This is a genomic window from Geobacillus sp. YHL (assembly GCF_022341265.1).
Lineage (GTDB): Bacteria > Bacillota > Bacilli > Bacillales > Anoxybacillaceae > Geobacillus > Geobacillus thermoleovorans.
In genome coordinates, this window is sequence record NZ_JAEIGB010000005.1 from 31,921 (window position 1) to 45,007 (window position 13,087).

12 protein-coding genes are annotated in these 13,087 nt (G+C 54.7%); 11 read left to right on the plus strand and 1 reads right to left on the minus strand.

What is annotated here, in order from left to right; translation table 11 throughout:
* Nucleotides 1-25 precede the first annotated feature (25 nt).
* Together JCR24_RS06930 and JCR24_RS06935 are read left to right on the plus strand one after the other, a co-directional pair.
* On the plus strand, nucleotides 26-1,009 hold the full coding sequence (locus JCR24_RS06930) for a polysaccharide deacetylase family protein (RefSeq protein ID WP_047757750.1): 984 nt from the start codon (nucleotides 26-28) through the stop codon (nucleotides 1,007-1,009).
* Nucleotides 996-2,243 (plus strand): M16 family metallopeptidase, encoded by a 1,248-nt coding sequence (locus JCR24_RS06935; RefSeq protein WP_014195480.1) that lies wholly within the window; start codon nucleotides 996-998, stop codon nucleotides 2,241-2,243. Before JCR24_RS06930 ends, JCR24_RS06935 begins: the two co-directional genes overlap by 14 nt.
* 62 nt (nucleotides 2,244-2,305) lie before the next feature.
* Here JCR24_RS06935 and JCR24_RS06940 read toward each other — a convergent pair whose 3' ends face one another.
* The gene (locus JCR24_RS06940; RefSeq protein WP_011230772.1) at nucleotides 2,306-2,548 is read right to left on the minus strand and encodes a YlmC/YmxH family sporulation protein; all 243 of its coding nucleotides are present in this window, start codon (nucleotides 2,546-2,548) and stop codon (nucleotides 2,306-2,308) included.
* A 192-nt stretch (nucleotides 2,549-2,740) separates the two neighbouring features.
* Between JCR24_RS06940 and dpaA the strand changes: the two genes are divergently transcribed.
* From dpaA to JCR24_RS06985, 9 genes are all read left to right on the plus strand, one after another.
* Nucleotides 2,741-3,646 carry a dipicolinic acid synthetase subunit A gene (dpaA, locus tag JCR24_RS06945; protein WP_013145722.1) on the plus strand — a complete coding sequence of 302 codons (906 nt, stop codon included), beginning with the start codon at nucleotides 2,741-2,743 and terminating at the stop codon, nucleotides 3,644-3,646.
* Nucleotides 3,643-4,248, plus strand: a complete 606-nt coding sequence (locus tag JCR24_RS06950; RefSeq protein ID WP_011230774.1) for a dipicolinate synthase subunit B — start codon at nucleotides 3,643-3,645, stop codon at nucleotides 4,246-4,248. Before dpaA ends, JCR24_RS06950 begins: the two co-directional genes overlap by 4 nt.
* Nucleotides 4,249-4,359: 111 nt before the next feature.
* Nucleotides 4,360-5,403 carry an aspartate-semialdehyde dehydrogenase gene (gene asd / locus JCR24_RS06955; RefSeq protein ID WP_014195482.1) on the plus strand — a complete coding sequence of 348 codons (1,044 nt, stop codon included), beginning with the start codon at nucleotides 4,360-4,362 and terminating at the stop codon, nucleotides 5,401-5,403.
* Between the two features lie 20 nt (nucleotides 5,404-5,423).
* Nucleotides 5,424-6,677 carry an aspartate kinase gene (gene dapG, locus JCR24_RS06960; RefSeq protein ID WP_011230776.1) on the plus strand — a complete coding sequence of 418 codons (1,254 nt, stop codon included), beginning with the start codon at nucleotides 5,424-5,426 and terminating at the stop codon, nucleotides 6,675-6,677.
* A gap of 5 nt (nucleotides 6,678-6,682) precedes the next feature.
* Nucleotides 6,683-7,558, plus strand: a complete 876-nt coding sequence (gene dapA / locus JCR24_RS06965) for a 4-hydroxy-tetrahydrodipicolinate synthase (RefSeq protein ID WP_011230777.1) — start codon at nucleotides 6,683-6,685, stop codon at nucleotides 7,556-7,558.
* A 167-nt stretch (nucleotides 7,559-7,725) separates the two neighbouring features.
* A complete protein-coding gene (locus JCR24_RS06970; RefSeq protein ID WP_011230778.1) occupies nucleotides 7,726-9,396 on the plus strand; it encodes a ribonuclease J in 1,671 nt (556 codons plus the stop codon).
* Nucleotides 9,397-9,513: 117 nt separating this feature from the next.
* The gene (locus JCR24_RS06975; RefSeq protein ID WP_015374439.1) at nucleotides 9,514-10,254 is read left to right on the plus strand and encodes a ClpP family protease; all 741 of its coding nucleotides are present in this window, start codon (nucleotides 9,514-9,516) and stop codon (nucleotides 10,252-10,254) included.
* A complete protein-coding gene (locus JCR24_RS06980; RefSeq protein WP_011230780.1) occupies nucleotides 10,251-10,475 on the plus strand; it encodes a YlzJ-like family protein in 225 nt (74 codons plus the stop codon). Before JCR24_RS06975 ends, JCR24_RS06980 begins: the two co-directional genes overlap by 4 nt.
* Before the next feature lie 108 nt (nucleotides 10,476-10,583).
* Nucleotides 10,584-12,914: an FtsK/SpoIIIE family DNA translocase gene (locus JCR24_RS06985; RefSeq protein ID WP_238980370.1), complete on the plus strand. Its 2,331-nt coding sequence runs from the start codon at nucleotides 10,584-10,586 to the stop codon at nucleotides 12,912-12,914.
* Nucleotides 12,915-13,087 lie beyond the last annotated feature (173 nt).

Consider the following 13,087-nt stretch of genomic DNA (forward strand, 5'->3'; position numbering starts at 1 on the left):
GTAGTAAAAAAGGAGGGGGACAAGGGTGAACAACGGAATTGCCCGCTATATGGCGCTAGCGGTCATGTTTCTTGCCGCCTGGGCGGCGGTTCATTGGCCTCCGGTTGGCGATTACATCGCGAGCTGGCGCCCGATGGAAACAACCGCGATGAAAGAGCGCGACAAGCTGTACGACACGATCGTCAAACAAGCGAAGCAATATGAAATTCCCGCCCAAGATGCGGTCATCGATAAAGTATGGAAGGCGACGCCCGGCTACAACGGGCTCGCCGTCGACATTGACGCCTCCTATCAAAACATGAAGAAAACGGGGATGTTTGATGAGCGAAAACTCGTGTTCCGTCAAGTGCCCCCGCGCGTCCATTTGGACGATTTGCCGCCGGCGCCGATTTACCGCGGCCATCCTGACAAGCCGATGGTGGCGTTTGCGGTCAATGTCGCTTGGGGGGAAGAATACCTCCCCGACATGCTTGAGACGATGAAAAAATACGATGTCAAGGCGACGTTCTTTTTGGAAGGACGATGGGTAAAAAAACACCCGGAGATGGCAAAAATGATAGCAGACGCCGGCCATGAAATCGGCAACCATTCCTACAGCCATCCCGATATGAAAACGCTCGCTGTCGACAACATCCGCCGCGAGCTCGAAAAAACAAACGAAGTGATTGAGGCGGCGACATCGGTTAAATGCAAATGGTTTGCCCCGCCAAGCGGCAGCTACCGCGACGAGGTCGTCGAGGTCGCCGCGGAACTCGGCATGAAAACGATTCTATGGAGCGTCGATACAATTGATTGGCAAAAACCGTCGCCATCTGTTATAGTGAAACGGGTGACATCGAAAGTTCATCCTGGCGCCATCATTTTGATGCACCCAACGATGCCGACGGCGGCTGCACTTGACGAGCTGATCATCTCGATTAAGCAAAAAGGCTACGCCCTAGGCAGCTTGACGGCCTTATTCGATGAGAAAAGACTGGCAAACAAACAGGAGGAACATGGAGTTGATTAACAAATATACGTGCAAAAACGGTGTGCGAATCGTGCTCGAGCAAATTCCGACTGTAAGGTCGGTGGCCATCGGCATATGGATCGGGACCGGCTCGCGCAATGAAACGGAGCAAACCAATGGCATTTCCCATTTTTTAGAGCATATGTTTTTCAAGGGGACAACGACGCGCACGGCCCGGGACATTGCGGAAGCATTCGACAGCATCGGCGGGCAAGTAAACGCCTTTACATCGAAGGAGTATACGTGTTACTACGCCAAAGTGTTGGATGAACACGCGCCGCTGGCGCTTGAAATGCTCGCCGATATGTTTTTCCACTCGACATTTGTGGAGGATGAGCTGCAAAAGGAGCGCAACGTCGTGCTCGAGGAAATCAAAATGTATGAAGATACACCGGATGACATCGTCCACGATTTGCTCGGCAAAGCGTGCTATGCGGGTCATCCGCTCGGCTATCCGATTTTGGGCACGGAAGAGACGCTGCGCACGTTTACTGGCGACACGCTGCGCCAATATATGGCGGACTACTATACACCGGATCGCGTCGTCATTTCGGTCGCCGGCAACGTCGACGAACGGTTTATTGATGAGGTCGAGCGCTATTTCGGCTCGTTTGCCGCAGAGAGCAAGCCGCCTTCTTCAGGGACGCCGGCGTTTGTGCCGCAAAAGATCGCGCGCAAAAAGGACACTGAGCAGGCGCACGTATGCATCGGATTCAACGGGTTGCCGATCGGCCATCCGGACGCGTACCCGCTCCTCATCTTGAACAATATTTTAGGCGGCAGCATGAGCAGCCGGCTGTTTCAGGAAGTGCGCGAACAGCGCGGATTGGCGTATTCGGTGTTCTCGTACCATTCCGCCTACCAAGACAGCGGCCTGCTCGCCATTTACGCCGGCACAGGAAGCAGCCAGCTTGATGTGCTGTTCGAAACGATCCAGCACACCATTCGCCAGCTGAAGGAGGACGGAGTGACCGAAAAAGAGTTGCATAACAGCAAAGAGCAGATGAAAGGAAGCCTGATGCTTGGGCTCGAGAGCACGAACAGCCGGATGAGCCGCAACGGCAAAAATGAACTCCTTCTCGGCCGCCACCGCTCGCTTGATGAGATCATTGAAGAGATTGAAAGTGTCACGGTGGAAAAAGTAAACGAACTGGCGCGCACGGTTTTCACGGACGATTACGCGCTCGCCTTAATCAGCCCGGACGGCGTGCTGCCGCGCCCGCTCCGTTCATAGACCGAGCCCAAAAAAGCTAACGACCTTTCGCTAGGTTGTTAGCTTTTTCGTTTCCGCCTCTTTCACCCTTCCTCGGGGACGTCGATCATCACCATATCGGCGCCGATTTTGCGAATATATTTCCACGGCACGCGAATTTCCTGTCCGTCTTTGCGAAACCCGAACCATTTTCCCGTTGGGATGAGCAGCGCCTCGATCTGCCCCGTTTGCTCGTTGATTTCCAAATCGGTCTGCCCGAGCACCCCGAGCCGCTCGGCTCGGCTTACATCGACAATTTCTTTTCCGCTTAATTCGCTCAGCCTCATGCTGGTTTCCTCCTTTTTCGCTTCTTTACTTTATATGTAAGGAACAAAAACAGAAAAAATGACTGCCTCTTGTCAGCTTTGGGCGTATATCGCCCATTTTTTCCCGCAAGGATATTCACCTATATTTTCCTTCCAACATAAGATGGGAAAGGAAACGGAGCAGTTTGCCAGAAAAGAAGGTGAGCGTACAACATGATGCTGACAGGAATGCATATCGCCATCATCGGCGGCGATGCTAGGCAGCTTGAAGTCATCCGCAAACTCGTTGAACTCGACGCGAAGTTGTCGCTTGTCGGCTTCGACCAGCTCGCCCATCATTTCACCGGGGCGATGAAGCTGCCGATTGGCGAAGTCGATTTTGCCGATTTGGATGCGATCATTCTGCCGGTTCACGGCACGACGCTGGACGGAAACGTCAACAGCGTGTTTGCCCACGAACCGATTCCGTTTACAGAAGAGATGGTGCAAAAAACGGCGCGGCAATGCACGATTTATTCCGGCATCAGCAACGCGTATTTGGACGAATTGGTGAAAAAAACAGGGCGCAAGCACGTGCAGTTGTTTGAGCGCGACGATGTCGCCATTTACAACTCCATTCCGACCGCGGAAGGCACGGTGATGATGGTCATTCAGCATACGGATTTTACGATCCACGGCTCATGCGTTGCCGTCTTGGGGCTTGGACGCGTTGGCATGACCGTCGCCCGGACGTTCGCCGCGTTGGGGGCGAAAGTGAAAGTCGGGGCGCGCCGGTCGGAGCATCTCGCCCGCATTACAGAAATGGGGCTCGTGCCGTTTCACTTAAACGATTTGGAAAAAGAAGTGCGTGACATTGACGTCTGCATCAACACCGTGCCTCATCTCATCGTGACGGCGAGCGTCATCGCCAAAATGCCGCCCCATACGCTGATTATCGATTTGGCGTCAAAACCGGGCGGCACTGACTTCCGCTATGCCGAAAAACGGGGAGTGAAAGCCATTTTGGCGCCCGGGCTGCCGGGGATTGTCGCGCCGAAGACAGCTGGGCAAATCATCGCCAACGTCTTGGCGCAGCTGTTATATGCAGATTTACAAAAACGGGAGGAGAATCATGCATGAGCGGAAACAGCTTGAAAGGAAAACGGATCGGCTTTGGCCTCACCGGGTCGCATTGCACATATGATGCGGTGTTCCCGGAGATCGAGAAGCTTGTCAACGAAGGAGCGGAGGTGCTGCCGATCGTCACCTATACGGTGAAAACGACGAACACCCGCTTTGGCGAAGGGGAAGAATGGGTGAAAAAACTCGAACAACTGACCGGACATGAAGTGATCGATACGATCGTCAAAGCGGAGCCTCTCGGGCCGAAAATTCCGCTCGACTGCATGGTGATCGCTCCGCTCACCGGCAACTCGATGAGCAAGCTGGCCAATGCCATGACGGATTCCCCCGTGCTGATGGCGGCGAAAGCGACGATGCGCAACCACCGCCCGGTCGTGCTTGGCATTTCGACGAACGATGCGCTCGGCTTAAACGGCGTCAATCTAATGCGGCTTATGGCAGCAAAAAACATTTATTTCATCCCGTTCGGCCAAGACGCCCCGCAGGCGAAGCCGAACTCCATGGTCGCCTACATGCCGCTTTTGCGCGATACGATTCTCGCCGCGCTTGAAGGGAAGCAGCTGCAGCCGGTCATTATCGAGCGGTTCCGCTACAACTGAATCGAAAATCCATGTTCCGCATAAAAATGTTCTCTCGTCCACAGCGGAATGTGATAAAATAAAGACTATGAATTCACTTCTTAGAGTGACGATGTGGAAGGAGAATGGTGGATGGCTCAAAAACAATATCATGTCGCTGTCGTCGGAGCAACGGGGGCCGTCGGGCAGCAAATGGTGCGGACGCTTGAAGACCGGAACTTCCCGGTTGGAAAATTGACTTTGTTGTCATCGGAGCGGTCAGCCGGCAAAAAAATGCGCTTTCGCAGCGAGGAGATCGAAGTGCAGGCGGCATCGCCCGAGCGCTTTGACGGGGTCGACATCGCCTTGTTCAGCGCCGGCGGCGCCGTATCGAAAGCGCTGGCGCCGGAAGCGGTGCGGCGCGGGGCGATCGTGATCGACAATACGAGCGCGTTTCGGATGGAGGAAAACGTGCCGCTTGTCGTTCCGGAAGTGAACGAAAGCGACTTGACGTGGCATAACGGCATTATCGCCAATCCGAACTGCTCGACGATTCAAATGGTTGTGGCGTTGGAGCCGATTCGGAAGGCGTTTGGCCTAGAGCGCGTCATTGTCTCGACGTACCAAGCCGTCTCCGGGGCGGGAGCGCAGGCCATTGAAGAGCTCAACGAGCAGACGAAAGCGGTGCTCGAAGGGAAGCCGGTGGAGGCGAACATTTTGCCAGTGAAATCGGACCGAAAGCATTACCCAATTGCGTTCAACGCCATTCCGCAAATCGATAAGTTTCAAGACAATGGATTTACGTTTGAAGAGATGAAAATGATCAATGAAACAAAAAAAATTATGCATATGCCTGAGCTGAAAGTGGCGGCGACGTGCGTGCGCATTCCGGTGGCGAGCGGCCATTCGGAATCGGTGTACATCGAAATTGAACAAGACGGCGTCACCGCCTCTGACTTGCAGGCGGTGCTCCGCGAAGCGCCGGGCGTCGTGCTTCAAGATGATCCGAGCGAACAGTTGTATCCGATGCCGGCCCATTGCGTCGGTAAGTACGACGTGTTTGTCGGCCGCATCCGCCGCGATTTGGACAACCGCCGCGGCTTCCATCTATGGATTGTCGCTGACAACTTGCTAAAAGGTGCAGCCTCGAACTCGGTGCAAATCGCAGAAAGTTTGTTGAAGCTCGGGCTCATTTGAAAAAGCATCGAGGTGTTAGCATGAAACTCATTGTTCAAAAGTTCGGCGGCACGTCCGTCCGCGACGAGCGCGGGCGGAACTTGGCGCGCCGCCATATTGAACGGGCGTTGGAAGATGGCTATAAAGTCGTGGCCGTCGTATCGGCTATGGGACGTTGCGGCGATCCATATGCGACCGATACGCTGCTTAGTTTGATCGGCGGCGTTCATCACCATGTCACAAAACGAGAGCAAGATATGCTTATGGCGTGCGGAGAAATCATCTCAAGCGTTGTGTTCAGCAACTTGTTGAACGAACACGGCATCAAAGCGACGGCGTTCACCGGCGCCCAGGCAGGATTTTGCACGAACAGCGATCATACGAACGCGAAAATTCTCGAAATGCGCTGCGACCGCCTCCTTGAGGCGCTTCGGCAATACGACGTCGTCGTTGTCGCCGGCTTTCAAGGCATGGCGGAAAACGGCGACATAACAACGCTCGGCCGCGGCGGGAGCGACACGTCGGCGGCAGCGCTCGGCGCGGCGTTAAACGCGGAGTGGGTTGATATTTTCACCGATGTCGACGGCGTCATGACCGCCGACCCGCGCATCGTTGAGAGCGCCCGGCCGCTTGACGTCGTTACGTATACGGAAATTTGCAACATGGCCTACCAAGGGGCGAAAGTGATCCATCCGCGCGCGGTGGAGATCGCCATGCAGGCGAAAGTGCCGCTGCGCATTCGCTCGACGTACTCCGATGCCCCCGGGACGCTCGTCACTTCATCGGTGCGCGGCCGAAAAGGAAGCGATGTGAAAGAGCGGCTTGTCACCGGCATTACGTACGTCGCCGACGTCACACAAATCAAAGTGCTGGCGAAAGAAGGCCACTATGAGCTGCAGTCTGACGTGTTTCAAGCGATGGCCCATGAAGGGATCAGCGTGGACTTTATCAACATTTCCCCGTACGGTGTTGTGTACACCGTGAGCGGCGACATGACGGAAAAAGCGGTGGCCGCCCTGCGCCGCATCGGCTACGAACCGGCCGTGACGCCCCGATGCGCCAAAGTGTCGGTCGTCGGCGCCGGCATTGCCGGCGTACCGGGGGTGACGGCGAAAATCGTCACTGCCTTGTCGGAGCAAGGCATTCAAATTTTGCAGTCCGCCGACAGCCATACGACGATTTGGGTGCTAGTGAAGCAAGACGATATGGAAAAGGCGGTCAACGCTCTGCATGACGCCTTCTGTTTATCCGAGGCGGATGCGGGCGAAGATGAAGCGATTTGGAGCGAGGAGTGAAAACCGTGGTTCAGTTCGGGAACATCATAACGGCGATGGTTACGCCATTTGACCGAAAAGGGAATCTCGACTTGGCAAAAACAACGGAGCTTGTCAACTATTTGCTTGACAATGGCACAGATGCGCTCGTTGTCGCCGGCACGACCGGCGAGTCGCCGACGTTGACGACCGAGGAAAAAATCGCGCTTTTTCGCCATGTCGTCTCCGTCGTCAACGGCCGGGCGCCGGTCATTGCTGGAACGGGCACGAACGATACGCGCGCGTCGATCGAGCTGACGAAAAAGGCGGAAGAGGCGGGCGTCGATGCTGTCATGCTTGTGGCGCCGTATTACAACAAGCCGAACCAAGAAGGGCTGTATCAACATTTCAAAGCGATTGCCGAAAGCACATCGCTGCCGGTGATGCTGTATAACGTTCCAGGGCGCACGTCGGTGAGTCTTGCTCCGGAGACGGTCATCCGGCTGTCCGAAGTTCCGAACATTGTCGCTGTCAAGGAAGCGGGCGGCAATTTGGACGCCATGGCGGAAATCATTGAGCGTACGCCGGACGACTTTTTGCTCTACAGCGGCGACGACAGCTTGACGCTTCCAGTGCTAGCGATCGGCGGCAATGGCGTCGTCTCGGTCGCTTCGCACATCATTGGCAATGAAATGCAGGAAATGATTCGTTCCTTTTTAGCGGGCGATCATCAGAAGGCGGCGGCGCTGCATCGAAAATGGCTGCCGCTCATGAAAGGCTTGTTTGCCGCCCCAAGCCCGGTGCCGGTGAAAACGGCGCTGCAGCTGCGCGGGCTGGACGTTGGTTCGGTGCGCCTTCCGCTTGTGCCGCTCACCGAACAAGAGCGGAAGGAGCTAAGCCGCCTGCTCGATGCGCTGTCGTAACGAAACGATTCCCCAACGCTTTGCTTGCGCGTTGGGGCCTTTTTTTGCCTTGGCTGTGAAATCCATTGGCTGGTGAATGAACCATCTTGTGTTTTTCAGCATCGATTCGTTATAATAAAAGCAAGTGACTTTGAGCGGGTTAGCATCACAATTGGGAGGACGCAGCCTTGAAATCGAAAATAAAGCCGGTAGAGAAAATACGCATTTTTGCCCTTGGGGGAGTCGGAGAAATCGGCAAAAACATGTATGTTGTCGAATTGGACGAGGACATTTTTGTCATCGACGCCGGGGTGATGTTTCCGGAAGACGAAATGCTCGGCATCGACAAAGTGATCCCGGACATCACATATTTGATTGAACGGCAGCATCGCATTCAGGCAATTTTTCTCACCCACGGGCACGAGGAGCATATGGGGGCGATCGCCTACGTGCTCAAGCAGCTGTCTGTGCCGGTATACGGAACGAAGCTGACGCTCGGGTTGGCGGAGGCGCTGTTAAAAGAACAAGGGGTGTCGGGCGCGAAGCTCAATGAAGTTCATCCGGATGCGGAGCTCGTGTTTGACAAGGCGAAAGTGACGTTTTTCCGCACGATCCACAGCATCCCCGATTCGATCGGCATCAGTCTGCATACATCGCAAGGTGCGATCGTGTACACGAGCGATTTTAAATTTGACCAAACCCCGTACGGCAACAACCGCACCGACTTAGGGAAAATGGCGCAAATCGGCGAAGAAGGGGTGCTGTGTCTTTTGTCGGACAGCACAAACGCCGAACGCCCCGGCTACAGCGGCTCCGATACGGTAGTCGCCTATGAGATCGCTGACGTGATCGGCCATGCGAAAGGACGCGTGTTTGTTGCCTGCTACGCTTCCAACATCACCCGCATCCAGCAAGTGCTGTACGCCGCCCACCAATCCGGGCGTAAAGTGGCAGTCATCGGCAAAACGCTGCATAAAGTAATGGACATCGCCGTGCGCCTTGGCTATTTGCACGTTCCAGACAAGGTGACGATTTCTGCGCACGATATCGATCGCTACAATGACCGCGAGCTCGTCATTTTGACAACCGGCGGGCATGGCGAGCCGATGAGCGCGCTTTGGCGCATGGCGCGTCAAGCGAACAAACAAGTGAACATCAAAGAAGGGGATACCGTCATCGTCGCCGCATCCGTCATGCCGGGCTATGAGCTTGGGTTCGCGAAAACGATCGACGCCTTGTATCGGGCCGGCGCCAACGTGATTTACCGCGACCGGCAAGTGCACGTATCTGGGCACGGTTGCCAAGAAGAATTAAAGTTGATGCTCAATTTAATGAAGCCAAAATACTTTATTCCGGTGCATGGGGAATATCGGATGCAAAAAGCGCACGCCCGGTTGGCGAAGGCGGTCGGCATCTCGGAGGAGCGGACGTTTTTAATCGACAAAGGCGAAGTGATCGAGTTCCGCGGCGGTGCCGCCCGCCCCGGCGGCAAAGTGCCGTACGGCAATATTTTAATTGATGGCCTCGGCATTGGCGATGTCGGCAACATTGTGTTGCGTGACCGCCGCTTATTGTCCCAAGACGGCATTTTGATCGCCGTCGTCACGCTGAATAAAGAAGCGAAAACGATCGCCGCCGGCCCGGAAATCATTTCGCGGGGGTTCGTCTACATGCGCGAGTCTGAGACACTGCTTGAGGAAGCAGAGAAAATGGTGGCGGCAATCATCGAGCGCTGCCTTGAATCGTACATGCTTGAATGGTCGTCGTTGAAAGCGAACATCCGTGAAGCGTTAAGCCAGTTTTTATTTGAAAAAACGAAGCGCAGACCAATGATTTTGCCTATTATTATGGAAGTATAATGCAATCATGCTCAAAGTCAACTGGAAAATGCTGGAAACGGTCAGCCGTTGCCGGCATTTTTCTTTTTTCTTTCGGCCATACTAAGCGTATGATCGACAAGAAAGGAGACGAAATGGATGGAGAAGGAACGTTATTTTCAAGCGGAAACCGAGGGCGAACAGCCGGAAACAAAGGCCGAGGAAGCGACTGCGGCCATCACCCAGCTTGGGCAGACGAACGTCCCGCAAATGGATCCCGATACGAACATTCATTGTTTGACGATCGTCGGACAGATTGAAGGGCATATTCAGCTGCCTCCGCAAAATAAGGCGACGAAATACGAGCACGTCATTCCACAGATTGTGGCCATCGAGCAAAACCCGAAAATTGAAGGGCTGCTCGTCATTTTAAATACGGTCGGCGGCGATGTGGAAGCAGGGCTCGCCATTGCCGAAATGCTCGCCTCGCTCTCGAAACCGACTGTTTCCGTTGTGCTTGGCGGCGGCCATTCGATCGGCGTGCCGATCGCTGTGTCGTGCAACTATTCGTTCATCACCGAGACGGCGACGATGACGATTCATCCGATCCGTTTGACGGGGCTTGTCATCGGCGTGCCGCAGACGTTTGAGTACTTGGATAAAATGCAGGAGCGCGTCGTCCGCTTCGTGACGAAACATTCGAAGATCAGCGAGGAAAAGTTTAAAGAGCTCATGTTTTCCAAAGGCAATTTGACGCGCGACATCGGCACGAACGTCGTTGGGCCTGACGCCGTCCGGTACGGGCTCATCGATGAAGTCGGGGGCGTGTCCCAAGCGATGGCGAAGCTGCGCGAGCTGATCGCGATGAGGAAAAACGGGGAAGGGAAGATGATCCAATGATTTTGTATACGATCATGCCCGAACATTTGATTTTTCCGGTCGATGCCGCTGTTTATGAGAAGCGGAAAATGGTGTATTACGATGGCATTCCGTTTCTCGTCCAATCTGTAGAAACGGGAGAATATGAAATCGTGCAAAACTTAAGCACGAATCCGTTCCATTTTTTAAACGCCAAATATGCGCCTGGGGCGAGATTTCCGGCTTCTGCGGCAACATCGTAATGAATTGTTCAGCCGTTCATGATATAATAGTAAACAAACGGAAAAAAGCAGCCATTGTTGGCTGCTTTTTTCCGGCTTGCCAATTCATTCATGCTGGAGTGAACGATCATGGCGAAACGAAAGCGAAGAAGAAAAGGGAAGCCGTCAAAAACACAGCCATGGACGGAAACAATCCGCTTTGAATTGATCGGACTTGGCTTGCTCGCGGTCGCTGTCGTTGCGATGGCCCGCCTCGGGCTTGTCGGGGAGACGCTCGTGCTTGTGGGTCGCTTTTTTTTCGGCGAATGGTACATGCTATTAGTAGGCGGACTTTTCCTATTATCGCTCATCGTCATGTGGCGGCGGGAGTGGCCGTCATGGACGGGCCGCCCGTTTGTCGGCGCTTCGTCCATCGCCGCGGCGCTTCTGCTTTTGAGCCATGACAAGCTGTTTGAACTCATGTCGCGGCGCGGCGAGCTTGATCCGAGCATCATTCGGACGACGTGGGGGCTGTTTTGGAACGAAGCAAGCGGCAAGGAGGCCGATGTGGATTTAGGGGGCGGAATGGTCGGCGCGCTGTTATTTGCCGCCAGCTACCAGCTGTTCGATTCGCCCGGGACGAAATGGATTTGTTTCCTTCTGTTCATCGTCGGCTTTGTCGTGCTGACCGGGAAATCGCTGCGCGAGACGGCCGGCAAATGGGTTGCTTTTGCCGTAGCGTTTGTGCGAAAAGAATGGTTGGCGTTTGTCGAAGATATCAAGCAATGGCGGGCGGGGAGGAAGCGCAAGGAAAGCGGCGGCCGAAGCCGACGCTCGCGGCGGGCGGCCGCAAAGCGGGAAGACGAGCCGGCTGAAGCAAGCAGCGTCGAGCCGGATGAGGAACTGCTTTCCCCGCCGCCGATCATTTCCGATTTTGCCGCGGTCCGGTCGGCCGCTGAGCCGGAAGAAGAGAAGAATCCACTGGTGGAAGGCGACAGTGGGGGGGAGGAGGACAAACCGGCGCCGCCGCTTGCGTTTTCCGAGCATGAAAACACCAATTACGACCTGCCGCCGCTTGATTTGCTTCGCCTGCCGAAGCCGGCCGGGCAATCGGCCGATCATGCGAACATTTACGCCAACGCGCGAAAACTGGAGAAAACGTTCCAAAGCTTCGGCGTCAAGGCGAAAGTGACGCAAGTGCACCTCGGTCCGGCGGTGACGAAATATGAAGTGTATCCGGACGTCGGGGTGAAAGTGAGCAAAATTGTCAGCTTAAGCGACGATTTGGCGCTCGCTTTGGCGGCGAAAGACATCCGCATTGAAGCACCGATCCCCGGCAAGTCTGCGATCGGCATCGAAGTGCCAAATGAAGAGATCGCCACTGTTTCGCTGCGCGAAGTGCTGGAAGCCATTGAGCATACACGGGACAAGGCGAAGCTTTTGATTCCGCTTGGGCGCGACATCTCCGGTGAAGTCGTCGCTGCGGAACTAAACAAAATGCCGCATTTGTTGATCGCCGGCGCGACCGGCAGCGGCAAAAGCGTCTGCATCAACGGCATTATCGTCAGCCTGCTCATGCGCACGAAGCCGCATGAGGTGAAGCTGATGATGATCGATCCGAAAATGGTGGAGTTAAGTGTGTACAACGGTGTTCCTCATTTGTTGACACCGGTCGTCACCGACGCGAAAAAAGCGGCCCAGGCGCTGAAAAAAGTCGTCCAAGAAATGGAGCGGCGCTACGAGCTGTTCTCGCATACCGGCACGCGCAACATTGAAGGATATAACGAGCATATCCGCCACCATAACGAAACGGCGTCGGAACAGCAGCCGCTTTTGCCATACATCGTCGTGATCATCGACGAATTGGCCGACTTGATGATGGTGGCTTCCTCGGATGTGGAAGAGGCGATCACCCGTTTGGCGCAAATGGCGCGCGCCGCTGGCATCCATTTGATCATCGCCACCCAGCGCCCGTCGGTGGACGTCATCACCGGCGTCATCAAAGCGAACATTCCGTCGCGCATCGCCTTCAGTGTATCATCGCAAATCGACTCGCGCACCATTTTGGATATGGGCGGGGCGGAAAAACTGCTCGGCCGCGGCGATATGCTGTTTTTGCCGATGGGGGCCTCAAAACCAGTGCGCGTCCAAGGGGCGTTTGTCTCCGACCAAGAGGTGGAAGAAGTCGTTCGGTTTGTCATCGGACAGCAGCAGGCGCAATATTATGAGGAGATGTTCGTCGAAGACAGCGAACCCTCTTCCTCAGCCCTTGAAGACGAGTTGTACGATGAGGCGGTCCGTCTTGTCGTTGAAATGCAAAGCGCCTCCGTCTCGATGCTGCAACGCCGCTTCCGCATCGGTTACAATCGCGCCGCTCGGCTCATTGATGCCATGGAGGAGCGCGGCGTCGTCGGCCCGTATGAAGGAAGCAAGCCGCGCGCCGTTCTTTGGTCGAAGGAAGATTTAAAAAAGACATCATAAATGGGAAAAAGGGCGGGCGAAAAAAGCCTGCCCGCTCAATCATACATCTTATTGGAAGCGTTGCCAATCCTATTTCTTTTTCTTCGACAAAATTTGATATCACCTATTTATTTGCCCAGTAAAAAATGATATAGTAATCTCAAAAAGGTTATATGTCTAATGTCAGAGGTCTG

Coding starts and splice junctions, on each gene's coding strand:
- dapG (WP_011230776.1), top strand. CDS start 5,424: ATGAAACTCATTGTTCAAAAGTTCGGCGGCACGTCCGTCCGCGACGAG.
- JCR24_RS06985 (WP_238980370.1), top strand. CDS start 10,584: ATGGCGAAACGAAAGCGAAGAAGAAAAGGGAAGCCGTCAAAAACACAG.
- dpaA (WP_013145722.1), top strand. CDS start 2,741: ATGATGCTGACAGGAATGCATATCGCCATCATCGGCGGCGATGCTAGG.
- asd (WP_014195482.1), top strand. CDS start 4,360: ATGGCTCAAAAACAATATCATGTCGCTGTCGTCGGAGCAACGGGGGCC.
- JCR24_RS06975 (WP_015374439.1), top strand. CDS start 9,514: ATGGAGAAGGAACGTTATTTTCAAGCGGAAACCGAGGGCGAACAGCCG.
- JCR24_RS06950 (WP_011230774.1), top strand. CDS start 3,643: ATGAGCGGAAACAGCTTGAAAGGAAAACGGATCGGCTTTGGCCTCACC.
- JCR24_RS06940 (WP_011230772.1), bottom strand. CDS start 2,548: ATGAGGCTGAGCGAATTAAGCGGAAAAGAAATTGTCGATGTAAGCCGA.
- JCR24_RS06935 (WP_014195480.1), top strand. CDS start 996: ATGGAGTTGATTAACAAATATACGTGCAAAAACGGTGTGCGAATCGTG.
- JCR24_RS06980 (WP_011230780.1), top strand. CDS start 10,251: ATGATTTTGTATACGATCATGCCCGAACATTTGATTTTTCCGGTCGAT.